General features: G+C 59.5%; 17 protein-coding genes. All 17 read left to right on the forward strand.

From position 1 onward, the window contains the following. Positions 1-79 precede the first annotated feature (79 nt). The 17 genes from JTJ32_RS08915 (at position 80) to nuoI (ending at position 20,289) form a co-directional block, all read left to right on the forward strand. Positions 80-2,305, forward strand: a complete 2,226-nt coding sequence (locus JTJ32_RS08915; protein ID WP_099227996.1) for an NADP-dependent isocitrate dehydrogenase — start codon at positions 80-82, stop codon at positions 2,303-2,305. Between the two features lie 133 nt (positions 2,306-2,438). Continuing rightward, a complete protein-coding gene (locus JTJ32_RS08920; RefSeq protein ID WP_210041810.1) occupies positions 2,439-2,885 on the forward strand; it encodes an NUDIX hydrolase in 447 nt (148 codons plus the stop codon). A gap of 60 nt (positions 2,886-2,945) precedes the next feature. Then, positions 2,946-4,076 carry a tRNA 2-thiouridine(34) synthase MnmA gene (gene mnmA, locus JTJ32_RS08925; RefSeq protein ID WP_099227998.1) on the forward strand — a complete coding sequence of 377 codons (1,131 nt, stop codon included), beginning with the start codon at positions 2,946-2,948 and terminating at the stop codon, positions 4,074-4,076. Beyond that, the gene (gene hflD, locus JTJ32_RS08930) at positions 4,076-4,696 is read left to right on the forward strand and encodes a high frequency lysogenization protein HflD (RefSeq protein ID WP_099227999.1); all 621 of its coding nucleotides are present in this window, start codon (positions 4,076-4,078) and stop codon (positions 4,694-4,696) included. The genes mnmA and hflD overlap by 1 nt, the downstream gene beginning before the upstream one ends. 131 nt (positions 4,697-4,827) lie before the next feature. Next, positions 4,828-6,198 (forward strand): adenylosuccinate lyase, encoded by a 1,371-nt coding sequence (purB, locus tag JTJ32_RS08935; protein ID WP_210041811.1) that lies wholly within the window; start codon positions 4,828-4,830, stop codon positions 6,196-6,198. A 61-nt stretch (positions 6,199-6,259) separates the two neighbouring features. Beyond that, positions 6,260-7,426, forward strand: a complete 1,167-nt coding sequence (locus JTJ32_RS08940) for a ribosomal protein uL16 3-hydroxylase (protein ID WP_184323331.1) — start codon at positions 6,260-6,262, stop codon at positions 7,424-7,426. Continuing rightward, complete coding sequence (locus JTJ32_RS08945; RefSeq protein WP_004884663.1) at positions 7,419-7,841, forward strand: GNAT family N-acetyltransferase; 423 nt, start codon at positions 7,419-7,421, stop codon at positions 7,839-7,841. The genes JTJ32_RS08940 and JTJ32_RS08945 overlap by 8 nt, the downstream gene beginning before the upstream one ends. Before the next feature lie 179 nt (positions 7,842-8,020). Then, positions 8,021-8,752 (forward strand): secretin N-terminal domain-containing protein, encoded by a 732-nt coding sequence (locus JTJ32_RS08950; protein WP_099228002.1) that lies wholly within the window; start codon positions 8,021-8,023, stop codon positions 8,750-8,752. Positions 8,753-9,280: 528 nt separating this feature from the next. Further along, positions 9,281-10,606 carry an isocitrate lyase gene (gene aceA / locus JTJ32_RS08955; RefSeq protein ID WP_099228004.1) on the forward strand — a complete coding sequence of 442 codons (1,326 nt, stop codon included), beginning with the start codon at positions 9,281-9,283 and terminating at the stop codon, positions 10,604-10,606. Between the two features lie 452 nt (positions 10,607-11,058). Beyond that, positions 11,059-11,472, forward strand: a complete 414-nt coding sequence (locus JTJ32_RS08960; RefSeq protein WP_002554011.1) for an NADH-quinone oxidoreductase subunit A — start codon at positions 11,059-11,061, stop codon at positions 11,470-11,472. Between the two features lie 10 nt (positions 11,473-11,482). Continuing rightward, entirely contained in the window at positions 11,483-12,157 is a 675-nt protein-coding gene (locus JTJ32_RS08965) for a NuoB/complex I 20 kDa subunit family protein (protein WP_004884656.1), read from the forward strand. A 74-nt stretch (positions 12,158-12,231) separates the two neighbouring features. Further along, entirely contained in the window at positions 12,232-14,013 is a 1,782-nt protein-coding gene (nuoC, locus tag JTJ32_RS08970; protein WP_099228005.1) for an NADH-quinone oxidoreductase subunit C/D, read from the forward strand. Positions 14,014-14,015: 2 nt separating this feature from the next. Then, entirely contained in the window at positions 14,016-14,513 is a 498-nt protein-coding gene (gene nuoE, locus JTJ32_RS08975; protein WP_024685527.1) for an NADH-quinone oxidoreductase subunit NuoE, read from the forward strand. Beyond that, positions 14,510-15,868 (forward strand): NADH-quinone oxidoreductase subunit NuoF, encoded by a 1,359-nt coding sequence (gene nuoF, locus JTJ32_RS08980; protein ID WP_004884644.1) that lies wholly within the window; start codon positions 14,510-14,512, stop codon positions 15,866-15,868. Before nuoE ends, nuoF begins: the two co-directional genes overlap by 4 nt. A gap of 139 nt (positions 15,869-16,007) precedes the next feature. Continuing rightward, the gene (nuoG, locus tag JTJ32_RS08985) at positions 16,008-18,725 is read left to right on the forward strand and encodes an NADH-quinone oxidoreductase subunit NuoG (RefSeq protein WP_210041812.1); all 2,718 of its coding nucleotides are present in this window, start codon (positions 16,008-16,010) and stop codon (positions 18,723-18,725) included. Further along, positions 18,722-19,729: an NADH-quinone oxidoreductase subunit NuoH gene (gene nuoH / locus JTJ32_RS08990; RefSeq protein WP_004884642.1), complete on the forward strand. Its 1,008-nt coding sequence runs from the start codon at positions 18,722-18,724 to the stop codon at positions 19,727-19,729. Before nuoG ends, nuoH begins: the two co-directional genes overlap by 4 nt. An 11-nt stretch (positions 19,730-19,740) precedes the next feature. Then, the gene (gene nuoI, locus JTJ32_RS08995; RefSeq protein WP_004884641.1) at positions 19,741-20,289 is read left to right on the forward strand and encodes an NADH-quinone oxidoreductase subunit NuoI; all 549 of its coding nucleotides are present in this window, start codon (positions 19,741-19,743) and stop codon (positions 20,287-20,289) included. Positions 20,290-20,296 lie beyond the last annotated feature (7 nt).

Here is a 20,296-nt window from a genome sequence, read left to right on the forward strand (position 1 = left end):
GACTGAACTGTGAGCAGAGTGCATACCCTGCGCGTATCGAGATTTTGTGCATGCTCAGCAAAACAGAGAGTTAATACGAATGTCCAACCGCTCGAAGATCATCTATACCTTCACCGACGAAGCTCCGGCCCTCGCCACCTATTCGCTGCTGCCCATTATCGAAGCGTTCACCGCCTCCTCCGATATCGACGTGGAAACGCGTGATATCTCCCTGGCAGGCCGCGTTCTCTCCAGCTTCCCGGAGTCGCTTGGCGCCGATCAACAAGTGCCGGATCATCTCGCCGAGCTCGGCAAACTGGCCACCACGCCAGAAGCCAACATCATCAAATTGCCCAACATCAGTGCTTCGGTTCCGCAACTGAAAGCGACCATCAAGGAGCTTCAGGACCAGGGCTTCAAGATCCCCGACTACCCTGAAGCACCTGCCACTGATGCCGAAAAAGAAACCCGCGCCCGCTACGACAAGGTCAAGGGCAGCGCTGTAAACCCGGTTCTGCGTGAAGGCAACTCCGACCGCCGCGCGCCGCTGTCGGTCAAGAACTACGCTCGCAAGCACCCGCACAAGATGGGCACCTGGTCTTCCGACTCCAAGGCCCACGTTGCCCACATGAGCAACGGCGACTTCTACGGCAGCGAAAAAGCCGCCCAGATCGAAGCTGACAACACCGTCAAGATCGAACTGGTCGCCCAGGATGGCACCACCACCGTCCTGAAAGAAAAAACCGCCGTGAAAGCTGGCGAGATCGTCGATTGCTCGGTCATGAGCGCAAAAGCACTTCGCAGCTTCATTGCTGCTGAAATCGAAGACGCCAAGAAACAGGGCGTACTGTTTTCGGTACACCTGAAAGCCACCATGATGAAGATCTCCGATCCGATCATGTTCGGTCAGATCGTCGACGAGTTCTACAAGGATGCGTTGACCAAGCACGCTGACACCCTGAAGCAGATCGGCTTCAGCCTGAACAACGGCATCGGCGACCTGTACGACCGCATCAGCGCCCTGCCCGCCGACAAGCAGGCCGAAATCAAGGCTGACATCGACGCGGTCTACGCCGTTCGTCCACAGCTGGCGATGGTCAACTCCGACAAGGGCATCACCAACCTGCACGTGCCGAGCGACGTGATCGTCGATGCGTCCATGCCTGCAATGATCCGCGACTCCGGCAAGATGTGGGGCACCGATGGCCAGTTGCATGATGCCAAGGCGGTAATCCCGGACCGCTGCTACGCCACCATCTATCAGGCAGTTATCGAAGACTGCAAGAAGAACGGCGCATTCGATCCGACCACCATGGGCAGCGTACCGAACGTCGGCCTGATGGCTCAGAAGGCCGAAGAGTACGGTTCGCACGACAAGACTTTCCAGATCAAGACCGACGGCGTTGTGCGCGTGACCGACAGCCAGGGCAATCTGCTCATGGAGCAGAAGGTCGAGGCTGGCGATATCTGGCGCATGTGTCAGGCCAAGGATGCACCGATCCAGGACTGGGTCAAACTGGCCGTCAACCGTGCTCGCGCAAGCGACACGCCAGCCATCTTCTGGCTCGACGCCTCCCGCGCGCACGACAGCGTGATGATCGAGAAAGTACGTCAGTACCTGCGCGACCACGACACTTCGGGCCTGGACATCCAGATCCTGTCGCCGGTCGAAGCCATGAAGCTGACTCTGGAACGCACCCGCGCCGGCAAGGACACCATCTCGGTGACCGGTAACGTACTGCGCGACTACCTGACCGACCTGTTCCCGATCATGGAGCTGGGCACCAGCGCCAAGATGCTGTCCATCGTTCCACTGATGAATGGCGGCGGTCTGTTCGAAACCGGCGCTGGCGGTTCGGCTCCGAAGCACGTTCAGCAGTTCGTGGAAGAAAACTTCCTGCGCTGGGACTCGCTGGGTGAATTCCTCGCGCTGGCGGCTTCCCTTGAGCATCTGGGCAACGCCTACAACAACCCGAAAGCACTGGTTCTGTCCAAGACGCTCGACCAGGCCACTGGCGAGTTCCTGGACCGCAACAAGTCGCCTTCGCGCAAGGTCGGTGGCATCGACAACCGTGGCAGCCACTTCTACCTGACCCTGTTCTGGGCACAGGCGCTGGCCGCTCAGAATGAAGATGCGGCCCTCAAGGCGCAGTTCGCTCCGCTGGCCAAGACCCTGACCGACAACGAGGAAAAAATCGTTGCCGAGCTCAATGCGGTTCAAGGCAAGCCGGTTGAAATCGGTGGTTACTACTACGCCAACGCCGAGAAGACCAGCAAAGCCATGCGCCCAAGCGCAACCTTGAACGCAGCCATCGCCGCGTTGTAAGAGGCAAAACGGCGACGCTGTCCAGCATCGCCCCTGAAAGCCCCGGCCATGCGCCGGGGCTTTTTCGTTCAAGCGAAGAGCACGTTACAACACCTATACTTCGCGCCTCATTCCTCTCTCGAAGGAGCCACGTATGGATTGGCAAGCCCACGTTACCGTTGCCACGATTGTCGAGGACCAGGGTAGATTTCTGTTTGTCGAAGAGATCAAGGGGGGTCGCAAGGTGCTGAATCAGCCCGCAGGTCATCTGGATCCGAACGAAAGCCTGCAGCGCGCGGCCGTTCGCGAAACGTTGGAAGAGACCGGCTGGGATGTGGAACTCACCAGCGTGGTGGGGATTTACCTCTATACCGCACCCAGCAACGGCGTGACCTATCAGCGGATCTGCTTTGCCGCCAAGGCGCTACGCCATCATCCCGACTACACCTTGGATGACGGCATCGTCCGACCGATCTGGCTGACACGCGACCAACTGCTTGGCGAGCAGGACCGCTGGCGCAGTGAGCTGGTACTGCGCTGCGTGGACGATTATTTGAATGGCGAACGATTCAGTCTCGACCTGCTGCGCGACAAGGCGTGAGACTGGACGCCCTCAGCCTGATAGAATCGCGTCCTTTTCAAGGCCACCCATTGAATCCCTATGCGTGATCCAGCTCCCTCCAACTCAGAAATGAAGCGCGTGATCGTCGGCATGTCCGGCGGCGTGGACTCTTCCGTTTCCGCCGTACTGCTCATGGAGCAGGGTTATCAGGTGGAAGGCTTGTTCATGAAGAACTGGGAAGAAGACGACGGAACGGAATATTGCACCGCCCGCGAAGACCTGGCCGACGCTCAGGCTGTGTGCGACAAGATCGGCATTAAGCTGCACACGGCCAACTTTGCCGCCGAGTACTGGGACAATGTGTTCGAACACTTCCTGGAAGAATACAAGGCCGGACGCACCCCCAACCCGGACATCCTCTGCAACCGGGAAATCAAGTTCAAGGCCTTCCTGGACTACGCCCTGATGCTGGGTGCCGATCTGATTGCCACCGGCCACTATGTGCGCCGCCGGGATATCGACGGCCGTACCGAACTGCTCAAGGGGCTGGACCCGAACAAGGACCAGAGCTATTTCCTGCATGCGGTGGGTGGCGAACAGATCGCAAGAACGCTGTTTCCGGTCGGCGAACTGGAAAAGCCGGAAGTGCGTGCCATCGCTGAAAAGCATGACCTGGCGACCGCCAGGAAAAAGGATTCCACCGGGATCTGCTTTATCGGCGAGCGTCGCTTCACCGACTTCCTGCGCCAGTACCTGCCCGCCCAGCCGGGCGAGATCAAGACCACCGAAGGTGAAGTGATCGGCCGTCACAGCGGACTGATGTACCACACCATCGGCCAGCGCCAGGGCTTGGGCATTGGCGGCCTCAAGGATGCCAGCGATGATCCGTGGTACGTCCTGGTCAAGGACCTGGAGCACAACGAACTGATTGTCGGCCAGGGCAATGATCACCCTTGGCTGTTCTCACGGGCGCTGGTCTCTTCGGAAATCTACTGGGTCAACCCCATCGACCTGAGCAGCCCGCGCAAGCTGACTGCCAAGGTTCGTTATCGCCAGGGCGACCAGCACTGCACGCTGGAGAAGACGGCTGACGGTTATCGCGCTACGTTCGACGAACCGCAGCGCGCGGTCACACCCGGCCAGTCCGTCGTGTTCTACGATGGCGAAATCTGCCTGGGCGGCGGCGTGATCGAAGTCGCCGAACCCTGGACCAGCAAGGACAAGCGTTGATGACCCCGACTCAGGAACAACTGATCGCGCTGGGTGGCGTATTCCAGGCCGCCGTGCTGGTCGACCGGATCGCCAAGACCGGCCAGGTCAGCGAAGCGGCGATGAGCTGTATGATCGGCAGCCTGCTGGTGATCGACCCCAAGGACACGCTGGACGTCTATGGCGGCGACGACCTGAACCTGCATGAAGGCTATCGCGCGATGGTCAGCGCGCTGGAGCGAGATCCCGCGACCCTGCAGCGCGAGCCGCTGCGCTATGCCCTGGCCATGCTTGGCCTGGAGCGCCAGCTCGCCAAGCGTGACGACATGCTGGAAGTGATCGGCAAACGGATTCCGGTGATTCAGTCCCAGGCCGAGCATTTTGGTGTAGCCCACGAGAATGTCATCGCCGCCACGGGCGCTCTGTATCAGGATACGCTGAGCACATTGCGCCAGCGCATCCAGGTGCACGGCGACATGCGCAATCTGCAGCAGCCCAACAACGCATCGAAGATCCGCGCCCTGTTGCTGGCCGGGATTCGCTCGGCGCGGTTGTGGCGACAGGTTGGCGGTCATCGCTGGCAGCTGGTCTTCAATCGACGCAAGCTATTGAAAGAACTTTACCCATTGCTGCACGGCTGACCCGCCGCGCCACAATGACCCTCACCACCACAGGCACGGTGCGATCTACGCTGGTCAGTCCGCCTCAGTCGGACTGATTTTTCATGTATGATACGCGCCCTTTTCGTTGCCCGACTGTCCGAGAGCATCCCATGCAGCTTTCTTCGCTCACTGCGGTTTCCCCTGTTGATGGCCGCTACGCCGGCAAAACCCAGGCCCTGCGCCCTATTTTCAGCGAATACGGCCTGATCCGTTTTCGTGTGATGGTCGAAGTCCGCTGGCTCCAGCGTCTGGCGGCCCACCCGCAGATCACTGAAGTCCCGGCATTCTCCGCACAGGCCAACGCCATCCTCAACACGCTGGCCGAAGACTTCTCCGTGGACCACGCCGAGCGCGTGAAAGAGATCGAGCGCACGACCAACCACGACGTGAAAGCCGTGGAGTACCTGCTCAAGGAGCAGGCTGCCAAACTGCCCGAGCTGGAAAAAGTCAGCGAATTCATCCATTTCGCCTGCACCAGCGAGGACATCAACAATCTGTCCCACGCTCTGATGCTGCGCGAAGGCCGCGACACCGTCATGCTGCCGCTGATGCGCCAGATCGCCGACTCCATCCGTGAACTGGCCATCCGTTTCGCCGATGTGCCAATGCTATCGCGCACCCACGGTCAGCCCGCATCTCCGACCACTCTGGGCAAAGAACTGGCCAACGTCGTCTACCGACTGGAACGCCAGATCGCACAGATCGCGGCAGTGCCACTGCTGGGCAAGATCAACGGTGCGGTGGGCAACTACAACGCACACCTGTCCGCCTACGCCGATATCGATTGGGAAGCCAACGCACGTGCATTCATCGAAGATGAACTGGGCCTGGGCTTCAACCCCTACACCACTCAGATCGAGCCGCACGACTATATCGCCGAGCTGTTCGATGCCGTTGCACGCTTCAACACCATCCTGATCGACTTCGACCGCGACATCTGGGGCTACATCTCCCTGGGTTATTTCAAACAGCGCACCATCGCGGGCGAAATTGGCTCGTCGACCATGCCGCACAAGGTCAACCCGATTGATTTCGAGAACTCCGAAGGCAACCTGGGCATCGCCAACGCACTGTTCCAGCACCTGGCCAGCAAACTGCCGATTTCCCGTTGGCAGCGCGACCTGACCGACTCCACCGTGCTGCGCAATCTGGGCGTCGGTTTCGCCCACAGCGTGATCGCCTACGAAGCCAGCCTCAAAGGCATCGGCAAGCTGGAACTGAACGAGCAACGCATCGCTGCCGATCTGGACGCCTGCTGGGAAGTGCTGGCCGAGCCGATCCAGACCGTCATGCGTCGGTACAACATCGAAAACCCGTACGAAAAGCTGAAAGAACTGACACGCGGCAAGGGCATCAGCCCGGAAGCGTTGCAAACTTTCATCGACGGCCTGGACATGCCTGCCGAAGCGAAGGCCGAGCTGAAAACGCTCACCCCCGCCAATTACATCGGCAACGCGGCAGCTCAAGCCAAGCGCATCTGACACGCAAGACAATTTGCACACGCCCGGCTGTGCCGGGCGTTTTCATTTCAAGGGCTTACACATGAATCCTGATATTCCTCTTCAACTTCTGGGCGGCATCAGCGCACGCGTCTTCATGCGTGACTACTGGCAGAAAAAGCCATTGCTGATCCGTCAGGCATTGCCGGACTTCCAGAGTCCGATCGATGCAGACGAGCTGGCTGGCCTGGCCCTGGAAGAAGAGGTCGAGTCGCGACTGGTCATCGAAAAGGGCGAGCGGCCCTGGGAGCTGCGTCGCGGCCCGTTCGCCGAAGACGAGTTCAGCAAACTGCCTGAGCGTGAGTGGACCCTGCTGGTCCAGGCGGTCGATCAGTTCGTTCCGGAAGTCAGCGAACTGCTGGAAAACTTCCGCTTCCTGCCGAGCTGGCGTATCGACGACGTGATGATCAGCTACGCCGCGCCGGGCGGCAGCGTTGGCCCGCATTTCGACAATTACGACGTGTTTCTGCTTCAGGGTCACGGCAAGCGGCACTGGCAGATCGGCCAGATGTGCGACTCCGACAGCCCTCTTCTGCAGCACGCAGACCTGCGCATCCTTGCCGACTTCGAAGCGACCGAAGAATGGACGCTTGAGCCGGGCGACATGCTTTACCTGCCACCGCGCCTGGCCCACTGCGGCGTGGCCGTGGACGACTGCCTGACCTACTCGGTGGGCTTTCGCGCTCCGGGAGCCGCCGAAGTGCTGACCCACTTCACTGACTTCCTCAGCCAGTTCATCTCCGACGAAGAGCGCTACACCGACGCAGACGCACAGCCGGTCAGCGATCCGCACCAGATCCAGCACGACGCACTGGGTCGCCTCAAGGCCCTGCTGGCCGAACACATGGGCGACGAGCGCCTGCTGCTGACCTGGTTCGGACAGTTCATGACCGAGCCCCGCTACCCGGAGCTGGTGACCGGCCCGGAACTGGCCGAAGAGGACCTGCTCGACAGTCTGGAACAGGGTGCAGTGCTCATTCGCAATCCGAGCGCACGCCTGGCCTGGTCGGAAGTGGACGATGATCTGCTACTGTTTGCCAGTGGCCAGAGCCGCCTGTTGCCGGGCAACCTGCGCGAACTGCTCAAACTGATCTGCGCTGCCGATGCACTGCACAGCGAAAACCTTGGCCAATGGTTGGCCGATGACGAAGGACGCAATCTGCTTTGCGAACTCGTAAAACAAGGAAGCCTGGGATTTGCCGATGAATAAAGTCACCGTATCTGTTGCAGACTGGCAGAGAAAAAACGCCGATATCAGGCGCATCCGCGATGCGGTCTTCATCGCCGAGCAATCGGTTCCGCCAGAACTGGAGTGGGACTCGGAGGACATGGATGCCGTGCACTTCCTGGCCTCCGAGGGCGATTACCCGATCGGCACTGCCCGCCTCCTGCAGGATGGTGAAATTGGTCGACTGTCTGTACTCAAGGACTGGCGAGGCCTCAAGGTCGGTGAAGCACTGCTGACCGCCGCGATCAACGAGGCCGAGAAGCGTGGCTTGAAGGAGCAGAAACTCAGCGCCCAGGTTCAAGCCATCGCGTTTTACGAGCGTTTCGGCTTCACCGTGGTCAGTGACGAGTTTCTCGAAGCAGGACTGCCACACGTGAACATGGTCCGACAGGCCTGAACCAAGGCATGTAGGCGCTTATAAACGCACTACAAAACATGACGCCCCGATTTTTTTCCAGCCGGACCAGGCTGAGATAAAAATCTCGGGGCGTTTTGCCATCCGGCCATTCAGCTTGCTCGCTACAGGCCGACAACATGGCACACTCATGCTTTACGCAATCATTGCGGAGACTGGACATGTCAGGACGTACCCTGCTCGCCTCGCTGCTGATCATATTCAGCACCTGCACACTCGCGGCGACGGAAGTTGTACCGCTGAATTACCGGACCAGTGCCGATCTGCTGCCCGTTGCCAAATCCTTCCTCGGGCAGGAGGGCACGGTCAGCGCTTACGGAAACCAGCTTGTCGTCAATGCGGACTCACGCAAGATCGAGGAACTTCGCACCTTGATTTCGCAACTCGATACCGCGCCCAAGCGCCTGCTCATCAGCGTGGACACCAGTGAAAACGCCTCTCGCAGCGCCAACGGGTCCCGGGTCATCAACTACGGCACCGTCAGTCGCGAAGGCGGGGTGCAACAGATACAGGCCACCGAGGGCACGCCAGCGCTCATCCAGGTCGGACAAAGCGTGCCCTTGACCACCTCGTCTACCGACTCTTACGGCTACGCGCAGAGCAATACCGAATACCGCAACGTGACTCAAGGGTTTTACGTCACCGCCAGCGTCACAGGCGAAACTGTGCACCTGAATATCAGCACCAACCGCGACCGGATGAGCCAGGAACGCCCTGACGCCATCAAGGTGCAAAGCACCGACAGCCAGGTCAGCGGCCGCCTCGGTGAATGGATCACGCTGGCCAGTAGCAGCGACCAGTCGATGGCCGATCAGAACGGCGTCGCCCAACGCTATTCGACCCAGGGTCGGGACGACATGGTACTGCGCGTAATGGTGCAAGCCCTCGAATAGCCTGCGCACGCCTGAAAGCCAATACCTGCGGGGCTTTTAATGACCAACCGGTCGCTTTCAAACAGATATGTAGTGATTCATAAAAAGCACTACAAATTGTTTGACGGACAAAAAACCGCGAGGCATGATTGCCTCGCTCCCGCTGATCAGAGGCCCTGAACAGGCCTTCGAATCGCCGCTCTGACCCACCCACTAGAGCCGATTCGTGTCCGCACCGCCCACAAGGCAGTTTGACGAGGTTGCGACTGGAACGAAGTTGTCCCGAGGGACGGAAGCGTAAACGGTAACCCGGCAAGGCTTTTGGTGACGCACAACGGCATCCACGAGCCAGACTGTCCACTTGACTGAGTCATGCCCGGCGCCCTGCTCTCTCTCCTCGAGCCATCGTTCATCCATCGCAGTCAGTCAAGCCCCGGCCCGACGCAGGGTCTCTTGTCAGCGAGCAGCCATCTACCGTGCCTTCGATAAACAAGGCGTTTTGGCGGAGCAGGACTTTCCAACAAGACCTACTTCTAGAGGTTTATCTCCATGGCACTGACACGCGAACAACAAATAGCGGCTCTCGAGAAAGACTGGGCTGAAAATCCGCGCTGGAAACACGTGACTCGTACCTATTCCGCCGCTGATGTGGTCCGCTTGCGTGGCTCGGTTCAACCGGAACACACCCTCGCAAAAATGGGCGCCGACAAGCTCTGGAATCTGGTCACGCAAGGTGCCAGGCCGTCCTTCCGGCCTGACAAGGACTTCGTCAACTGTATGGGCGCGCTGACAGGCGGCCAGGCGGTTCAGCAGGTCAAGGCTGGCATTCAGGCGATCTACCTCTCCGGCTGGCAGGTTGCCGCCGACAACAACTCTGCCGAGTCCATGTACCCGGATCAGTCGCTGTACCCGGTTGATTCGGTGCCGACCGTGGTCAAGCGCATCAATAACTCGTTCCGTCGCGCCGACCAGATCCAGTGGAAAGCCGGCAAGAATCCGGGTGATGAAGGCTATATCGACTATTTCGCGCCCATCGTGGCAGACGCAGAAGCCGGTTTCGGCGGCGTACTGAACGCCTACGAGCTGATGAAAAGCATGATCGAGGCCGGTGCTGCCGGCGTTCACTTCGAGGACCAACTGGCCTCGGTGAAGAAATGCGGTCACATGGGTGGCAAGGTGCTCGTGCCCACTCAGGAAGCCATTCAGAAGCTGGTGGCTGCCCGCCTGGCTGCCGACGTAGCAGGCGTGCCGACCATCATTCTGGCCCGTACCGACGCCAACGCCGCGGACTTGCTGACCTCGGACTGCGACCCTTACGACAAGCCGTTCGTGACCGGTCAGCGCACGCCGGAAGGTTTCTACAAGGTCCGTGCCGGTCTGGATCAGGCGATCTCCCGCGGCCTGGCCTACGCGCCATACGCCGATCTGATCTGGTGCGAGACCGCAAAACCGGATCTGGACGAAGCACGTCGCTTCGCCGAGGCGATCAAAAAGGAATACCCGGACCAGTTGCTGTCTTATAACTGCTCGCCTTCCTTCAACTGGAAGAAGAATCTGGACGACGCGACCATCGCGAAATTTCAGCGCGAGCTGTCGGCAATGGGCTACAAACACCAGTTCATCACCCTGGCCGGCATCCATAACATGTGGCACAGCATGTTTAACCTCGCGCACGACTATGCCCGCAACGACATGACCGCTTACGTGAAACTGCAGGAACAGGAGTTCGCCGACGCCGCCAAGGGCTACACCTTCGTGGCCCACCAGCAGGAAGTGGGCACTGGCTACTTCGACGACATGACCACCGTGATCCAGGGCGGCGTGTCGTCGGTCACTGCTTTGACCGGCTCGACAGAAGAAGAACAGTTCCACTGATCCAACCGGCAATGCGCCAGATAAAAACCGCCCCAAGGGGCGGTTTTTTTATTCCCGGGCATCGGTGCACTGTATTGATCCGGGACAATGTAAGACTCTGCGCGCAATGCGATAAAACCTGCAGACTCTTAATCAACTCATGGCGTAACTATGGCAGGTTGAACTAACAGAACCCTTCAAATGATATCAATTATCATTCAAATTGCGTTTCATTCATTTTCGACCGGTTGATACATAATTGGCAAAATGCGCTGTAACGCCCGCCTGGCAGGCCCTCCGGCCTTGTTTCGGGCTTATAGCCGATTGATTCGTTGAATAAATTTGATGTAGAAAATTTACTTGCCAACTGTTTGCACATAAAATCATCGCGTTGACTGCTCTGCGACATTTCGTCACTGCCTCGACTCTTTATCAAGCACAGAGACCTTTGCTCTCTAACAAGGACTGCCAGCATGCCCGAATCGACAGGATTGATTGCCCACAACTGGGGCTTCGCCATTTTCCTTTTGGGTGTTGTCGGCCTTTGCGCCTTCATGCTCGGTCTCTCCAGCCTGCTCGGAAGCAAGGCCTGGGGCCGCAGCAAGAACGAACCTTTCGAATCCGGCATGTTGCCCACCGGCAGCGCGCGTCTGCGTCTCTCCGCAAAATTCTATCTGGTCGCGATGCTTTTCGTGATCTTTGACATTGAAGCCCTTTTTCTCTTTGCCTGGTCTGTGTCCGTCCGTGAAAGCGGCTGGACCGGATTCGTCGAAGCTCTCGTTTTCATAGCAATTCTGTTGGCAGGTCTTGTCTACCTATGGCGGGTTGGAGCACTTGATTGGGCTCCTGAAGGTCGCCGTAACCGGCAAGCGAAGCTGAAACAATGAGGCTTTGGCGATGCAATACAACCTTACAAGGATCGACCCGGACGCTCCTAACGAGCAGTACCCCATCGGCAAACGGGAAACCGTTTCCGATCCGTTAGAAGACCAAGTCCACAAAAACATTTTCATGGGCAAGCTCGAAGACGTGCTGAACGGTGCGGTCAACTGGGGACGTAAAAATTCCCTGTGGCCCTACAACTTCGGCCTGTCGTGCTGCTACGTGGAAATGACCACCGCCTTTACGGCTCCTCACGACATCGCGCGCTTTGGCGCCGAGGTTATCCGGGCTTCGCCACGTCAGGCGGATTTCATGGTAATCGCCGGTACGCCTTTCCTGAAGATGGCTCCCATCATTCAGCGTCTGTATGAACAGATGCTTGAACCGAAATGGGTCATTTCCATGGGCGCCTGTGCCAACTCCGGTGGCATGTACGACATCTATTCCGTGGTTCAAGGTGTGGACAAGTTCCTCCCCGTGGATGTCTACGTGCCCGGCTGCCCGCCCCGCCCCGAGGCATTCCTGCAAGGCCTGATGCTGCTGCAGGAATCCATCGGCCAGGAGCGTCGCCCACTTTCCTGGGTCGTCGGTGATCAAGGCGTCTATCGCGCCGACATGCCGTCGCAAAAGGAACAGCGCCGCGAACAGCGTATTCAGGTCACCAACCTGCGCAGCCCCGACGAAGTCTGATCCAGCCCGTTCTTCTTATAAAAAAGACAGGAACCGGGGTTGATTCTGTACGTTGACCGAAGTGATTGAGACCTATGACTGCAGACAACGCTCTGTACATCCCGCCTTACAAGGCTGACGACCAAGATGTCGTCGTTGAACTGAACAACCGTTTTGGCGCCGAGGCCTTCACGGCCCAACCGACCCGCACCGGCATGCCTGTGCTGTGGGTCGAGCGCGCCCGGTTAGTGGAAATCCTGACGTTCCTGCGTCAGGTGTCCAAGCCGTACGCCATGCTCTACGACCTGCATGGCGTGGACGAGCGCCTGCGCACCCACCGCCGTAATCTGCCGGGCGCCGATTTCACTGTGTTCTATCACCTGATGTCGATAGAACGTAACAGCGACGTCATGATCAAGGTAGCGCTGTCGGAAGGCGACCTGAGCGTGCCGACCGTAACCGGTATCTGGCCTAACGCCAACTGGTACGAGCGAGAAGTGTGGGATATGTTCGGGATCGATTTCCCGGGCCACCCGCACCTGACCCGCATCATGATGCCGCCGACCTGGGAAGGTCACCCGCTGCGCAAGGACTTCCCTGCGCGCGCAACCGAATTCGATCCTTACAGCCTGACACTGGCCAAGCAGCAACTGGAAGAAGAAGCCGCGCGCTTCAATCCGGAAGCCTGGGGCATGAAGCGTTCCGGCAAGAACGAGGACTACATGTTCCTCAACCTGGGCCCGAACCACCCTTCGGCTCACGGTGCGTTCCGTATCATCCTGCAGCTGGACGGCGAAGAAATCGTCGACTGCGTTCCGGACATCGGCTATCACCACCGTGGTGCCGAGAAGATGGGCGAGCGCCAGTCCTGGCACAGCTACATTCCCTACACCGACCGCATCGATTACCTGGGCGGGGTAATGAATAACCTGCCGTACGTGCTTTCGGTCGAGAAGCTGGCCGGTATCACGGTGCCTGATCGCGTCAACGTGATTCGTATCATGATGGCCGAGTTCTTCCGTATCACCAGCCACTTGCTGTTCCTGGGTACCTATATTCAGGACGTGGGCGCGATGACTCCGGTGTTCTTCACCTTCACCGACCGCCAGAAGGCGTACACGGTGATCGAGGCCATTACCGGTTTCCGTCTGCACCCGGCCTGGTATCGCATCGGCGGTGTTGCACACGATCTGCCACGCGGCTGGGAAAAACTGGTCAAGGACTTCGTGGACTGGCTGCCGAAGCGGCTCGACGAATACACCAAGGCTGCATTGCAGAACAGCATCCTCAAGGGACGTACGGTCGGCGTTGCTGCCTACAACACCAAGGAAGCGCTGGACTGGGGCGTTACCGGCCCAAGCCTGCGTGCCACCGGCCTGGACTTCGACCTGCGCAAGGCTCGTCCCTATTCGGGTTACGAGAACTTCGAGTTCGAAGTCCCGCTGGCTGTCCATGGTGATGCGTACGACCGTTGCATGGTGCGCGTGGAAGAAATGCGCCAGAGCATCAAGATCATCGACCAGTGCATGCGCAACATGCCGGCCGGCCCGTACAAGGCGGATCACCCGCTGACCACGCCACCGCCAAAAGAGCGCACGCTGCAGCACATCGAAACCCTGATCACGCACTTCCTGCAGGTTTCGTGGGGCCCGGTCATGCCGGCCAACGAGTCCTTCCAGATGATCGAAGCGACCAAGGGTATCAACAGTTATTACCTGACGAGCGACGGCGGCACCATGAGCTACCGTACCCGGATCCGCACCCCAAGCTTCCCGCACCTGCAGCAGATCCCTTCGGTGATCAAAGGCAGCATGGTCGCGGACTTGATCGCGTACCTGGGTAGTATCGATTTCGTTATGGCCGACGTGGACCGCTAAGCATGAACAGCCCGCTTATCCAGACAGACCGTTTCGCGCTGAGCGAAACAGAGCGCTCGGCCATCGAGCATGAAATGCATCACTACGAGGATCCGCGCGCGGCATCCATCGAAGCCCTGAAGATCGTTCAGAAGGAACGTGGCTGGGTGCCGGACGGTGCGATCTACGCCATTGGCGATCTGCTGGGCATTCCTGCCAGCGACGTCGAAGGCGTGGCCACCTTCTACAGCCAGATTTTCCGTCAGCCGGTCGGACGCCACATCATTCGTGTCTGCAACAGCATGGTTTGCTTCATCGGCGGCCACGAATCAGTGGTCGACGAGATCAAGAGTTCGCTGGGCATCGGCCTGGGTCAAACCACCGAAGACGGCCGCTTCACCCTGCTGCCCGTCTGCTGCCTGGGCAACTGCGACAAGGCTCCGGCCGTGATGGTCGATGACGATACTTTCGGCGACGTACAGCCTGCTGGCGTAGCCAAGATGCTGGAGGGTTACCTATGACCATCACGTCCTTCGGCCCTGCGAACCGCATTGCGCGCACCGCAGAAACTCACCCGTTGACCTGGCGTCTGCGTGATGACGGCGAGCCAGTGTGGCTTGACGAATACCAGACCAAAGACGGCTACGCAGCAGCGCGCAAGGCGCTGCTCCAGCAGTCGGCCGACGAGATCGTCCAGTCCGTCAAGGACTCCGGTCTCAAGGGTCGCGGCGGCGCAGGCTTCCCCACTGGCGTGAAGTGGGGCCTGATGCCAAAAGACGAGTCCATGAACATCCGCTACCTGCTGTGCAACGCGGACGAGATGGAGCCCAATACCTGGAAAGACCGCATGCTGATGGAGCAACTGCCCCATCTGCTGGTAGAGGGCATGCTCATCAGCGCCAAGGCCCTGAAAGCCTATCGTGGTTACATCTTCCTGCGTGGCGAATACGTGACGGCGGCCAAGCACCTGAACCGCGCCGTGGCCGAGGCCAAGGCAGCGGGACTGCTGGGCAAGAACATTCTGGGCACCGGTTTCGATTTCGAGCTGTTCGTGCACACCGGCGCCGGTCGTTACATCTGCGGTGAAGAGACCGCACTGATCAACTCCCTGGAAGGCCGCCGCGCCAACCCGCGCTCCAAGCCGCCCTTCCCCGCTGCCGTGGGTGTCTGGGGCAAGCCTACCTGCGTGAACAACGTCGAAACCCTGTGCAACGTGCCAGCCATCGTCAACAACGGCAACGACTGGTACAAGTCGCTTGCCCGCGAAGGCAGTGAAGACCATGGCACCAAGCTGATGGGCTTCTCCGGCAAGGTCAAGAACCCCGGCCTGTGGGAGCTGCCATTCGGCGTGCAGGCTCGCGAACTGTTCGAAGACTATGCCGGTGGCATGCGCGACGGCTTCAAGCTCAAGTGCTGGCAGCCTGGGGGTGCCGGTACAGGCTTCCTGCTGCCGGAGCATCTGGATGCCCAGATGTATGCCGGTGGCATTGCCAAGGTCGGTACGCGGATGGGTACCGGTCTGGCCATGGCGGTCGATGACTCGGTGAACATGGTTTCGCTGCTGCGCAACATGGAAGAGTTCTTTGCCCAGGAATCCTGCGGGTTCTGTACGCCATGCCGCGACGGCCTGCCGTGGAGCGTGAAGATGCTGCGCGCGATCGAGAACGGTCAGGGCCAGCCGGGTGATATCGAAACCCTGCTCGGTCTGGTCAATTTCCTCGGCCCTGGCAAGACCTTCTGTGCACACGCACCAGGAGCCGTCGAGCCGCTGGGCAGTGCGATCAAATACTTCCGGTCCGAGTTCGAAGCCGGTATCGCACCCGCACGACCAGACACGCTGACACCCGGCAAAAGTCCGACCATGGTCGGCGCATAACAAGACACACCGGACGGCGGACTTTTCAAGGCCGCCGTCCTTGTACCTGCTGACGCCCTGACGGGCTGAACGCTGCAGGTACTACCGAGATTCCATTAGCCACGCCTGCTGACAACGGGCCAACGAAGATCTTTGAACCATGGCTACTATCCACGTAGACGGCAAAGCCCTCGAAGTCGATGGCGCAGACAACCTGTTACAGGCTTGCCTGTCGCTGGGCCTCGATATTCCTTATTTCTGCTGGCACCCTGCCTTGGGCAGCGTTGGCGCCTGTCGCCAATGTGCAGTCAAGCAGTACACCGACGAGAACGACACGCGTGGTCGTATCGTGATGTCCTGCATGACGCCGGCCACCGACAACACCTGGATTTCCATCGAAGACGATGAATCCAAGGCGTTCCGCGCCAGTGTCGTTGAATGGCTGATGACCAACCACCCGCACGACTGCCCGGTCTGCGAAGAAGGCGGTCATTGCCACCTGCAAGACATGACAGTGATGACCGGCCACAACGAGCGCCGTTATCGCTTCACCAAACGCACCCACCAGAACCAGGAACTGGGGCCGTTCATCGCGCACGAGATGAACCGCTGCATTGCCTGCTATCGCTGTGTCCGGTTCTACAAGGATTATGCGGGCGGCACGGACTTGGGCGTCTACGGCGCACATGACAACGTCTACTTCGGTCGCGTCGAGGACGGCACGCTGGAAAGCGAGTTCTCCGGCAACCTCACCGAGGTCTGCCCGACCGGCGTGTTCACCGACAAGACCCACTCCGAGCGCTACAACCGCAAGTGGGACATGCAGTTCTCGCCAAGCATCTGCCACGGTTGCTCCAGCGGCTGCAACATCAGCCCCGGGGAGCGTTATGGCGAGCTGCGTCGCATCGAGAACCGCTACAACGGTTCCGTGAACCAGTACTTCCTGTGCGACCGTGGCCGCTTCGGCTATGGCTACGTCAACCGCAAGGATCGCCCTCGCCAACCACTGCTCACCAACGGTCAGGTCAAACTGAGCCTGGACGAAGCACTGGACAAGGCAGCCGATCTGCTGCGCGGTCGCAACATCGTGGGCATCGGCTCGCCGCGCGCCAGCCTGGAAAGCAATTATGCCCTGCGCGAACTGGTGGGTGCCGAGCACTACTACAGCGGCATCGAAGCCGGTGAGCTGGAGCGCATCCGTCTGATCCTGAAGGTGCTGAACGAAAGCCCGCTGCCGGTTCCGACCCTGCGTGACATCGAAGACCACGACGCCATCTTCGTCCTGGGCGAAGACCTGACCCAGACCGCTGCCCGTATGGCGCTGGGTCTGCGTCAGGCCGTCAAGGGCAAGGCCGAAGACATGGCTGCGGCCATGAAGGTCCAGCCATGGCTGGACGCTGCTGTGAAGAACATCGGTCAGCACGAGCTGAACCCGCTGTTCATCGCCAGCCTGGCTGAAACCCGCCTGGACGACGTAGCCGAAGAATGTGTACATGCGGCCCCCGACGACCTGGCCCGCATCGGTTTCGCCGTTGCCCACGCTCTGGACGCCAGCGCGCCTGCAGTTGAAGGCCTGGACAGCGAAGCGCTGGAACTGGCGCAACGCATTGCCGATGCCCTTCTCGCCGCGAAACGCCCCTTGATCATTTCCGGCAGCTCGCTGGGTTCGACCGCGCTGATCGAAGCCGCCGCGAATATCGCCAAGGCGCTGAAGCTGCGTGACAAACAAGGCTCCATCAGCCTGGTCGTGCCTGAAGCCAACAGCATGGGTCTGGCCATGTTGGGCGGTGAGTCGGTTGACACTGCGCTGCAGGCCGTCATCTCCGGCAAAGCCGATGCAATCGTTGTGCTGGAAAACGACCTGTACCGCCGTGTCGATGCCTCGCTGGTTGACGCTGCATTGAGTGCCGCGAAAGTGGTGATCGTTGCCGATCATCAAAAGACGCCTACCAGCGAACGTGCCCACCTGATCCTGCCCGCTGCCAGCTTTGCCGAAGGCGACGGTACGCTGGTGAGCCAGGAAGGCCGCGCCCAGCGCTTCTTCCAGGTGTTCGATCCGACCTACCTGGATGCCAGCATCATGATTCACGAAGGCTGGCGCTGGCTGCATGCGTTGCGTGCGACCCTGCTCAACAGGCCGGTAGACTGGACACAACTCGATCATGTCACTGAAGCCTGTGCGAGCAGCTCTGCGCAACTGGCCGGTATCGTCAATGCTGCGCCTTCGGCTTCGTTCCGTATCAAGGGCCTGAAACTGGCGCGCGAACCGCTGCGTTACAGCGGTCGGACCTCCATGCGCGCCAACATCAGCGTTCATGAACCGCGCACTTCGCAAGACAAGGACACGGCGTTTGCGTTCTCCATGGAAGGTTATTCGGGGTCTGCCGAGCCGCGTCAGCAAGTGCCGTTCGCCTGGTCTCCGGGCTGGAACTCGCCACAGGCCTGGAACAAATTCCAGGACGAGGTCGGTGGTCACCTGCGTGCGGGCGATCCAGGCACCCGCCTGATCGAAAGCAAAGGCGACGCTCTGTCGTGGTTCGCCAACGTTCCTCGCGCATTCGCGCCAGAGCGCGGCACCTGGCAGGTTGTGCCGTTCTTCCACCTGTTCGGCAGCGACGAAACCTCGTCTTTGGCCGCCCCGGTCCAAGAGCGGATTCCACAGGCTTACGTGGCGCTGGCCAAGTCGGAAGTGGATCGTCTGGGTGTCAACGAAGGCGCGCTGATCTCGATCAATGTCGCTGGCCAGACGCTGAAACTGCCGCTGCGCATCAACGAAGAACTCGGCGCCGGTCTGGTTGCATTGCCAGCAGGCCTGCCGGGCATTCCTGCGGCAGTGTTCGGTAAATCCGTTGATGGTCTGCAGGAGGCAACGCAATGACCTGGTTCACCCCTGAAGTGATTGACGCAATCATCGCGGTCGTCAAGGCCATCGTGGTGTTGCTGGCCGTCGTTGTCTGCGGTGCGTTGCTCAGTTTCGTGGAACGTCGCTTGCTGGGCTGGTGGCAGGACCGTTACGGTCCGAACCGCGTAGGCCCGTTCGGCATGTTCCAGATCGCCGCCGACATGCTGAAGATGTTCTTCAAGGAAGATTGGACGCCACCGTTCGCCGACAAGGTGATCTTCACCCTGGCACCGGTCGTGGCCATGAGCGCCCTGCTGATCGCATTCGCCGTGATCCCGATCACCCCTACATGGGGCGTGGCGGATCTGAACATCGGTCTGCTGTTCTTCTTCGCCATGGCCGGTCTCTCGGTGTACGCGGTGCTGTTCGCAGGCTGGTCGAGCAACAACAAGTTCGCCCTGCTGGGCAGCTTGCGTGCTTCGGCGCAGACCGTGTCCTACGAAGTGTTCATGGGCCTTGCGCTGATGGGCATCGTGGTGCAGGTCGGCTCGTTCAACATGCGCGACATTGTCGAGTATCAGGCGCAGAACCTGTGGTTCATCATTCCGCAGTTCTTCGGCTTCTGTACATTCTTCATCGCAGGCGTGGCGGTAACTCACCGTCACCCATTCGACCAGCCGGAAGCTGAGCAGGAACTGGCCGACGGTTACCACATTGAATATGCCGGCATGAAATGGGGCATGTTCTTCGTCGGCGAATACATCGGCATCATTCTGATTTCGGCGTTGCTGGTAACCCTGTTCTTCGGCGGCTGGCACGGCCCGTTCGATATCCTGCCATCGCTGGCCTTCTTCTGGTTCGCCCTGAAAACCGCGTTCTTCATCATGCTGTTCATTCTGTTGCGCGCTTCCATTCCGCGCCCACGTTATGACCAGGTCATGGATTTCAGCTGGAAATTCTGTCTGCCGCTGACCCTGATCAATTTGCTGGTGACTGCTGCGATTGTGTTGTTGAACACACCGGCAGGCTCGGTTCAGTGAGGATTTGACCCATGTTCAAATATATTGGCGACATCGTTAAGGGTACTGGTACCCAATTGCGCAGCCTGGTGATGGTGTTCGGTCACGGCTTCCGCAAACGCGACACCCTGCAATACCCCGAGGAGCAGGTTTACCTGCCGCCCCGCTACCGTGGCCGCATCGTACTGACGCGTGACCCCGATGGTGAAGAGCGTTGCGTAGCCTGCAACCTGTGCGCCGTGGCTTGCCCGGTGGGCTGCATTTCGTTGCAGAAAGCGGAGAAAGAGGACGGCCGCTGGTATCCGGACTTCTTCCGCATCAACTTCTCTCGCTGCATTTTCTGCGGTCTGTGTGAAGAAGCCTGCCCGACCACCGCAATCCAGCTTACGCCGGACTTCGAGATGGCCGACTTCAAACGTCAGGATCTGGTGTACGAAAAGGAAGATCTGCTGATCTCCGGCCCCGGCAAGAACCCCGACTACAACTTCTACCGCGTTGCGGGCATGGCCGTTGCCGGCAAGCCCAAGGGCTCCGCGCAGAACGAAGCCGAGCCGATCAACGTCAAGAGCTTGCTGCCTTAAGGAAGTA

The organism is Pseudomonas alliivorans (genome assembly GCF_017826695.1).
Lineage (GTDB): Bacteria > Pseudomonadota > Gammaproteobacteria > Pseudomonadales > Pseudomonadaceae > Aquipseudomonas > Aquipseudomonas alliivorans.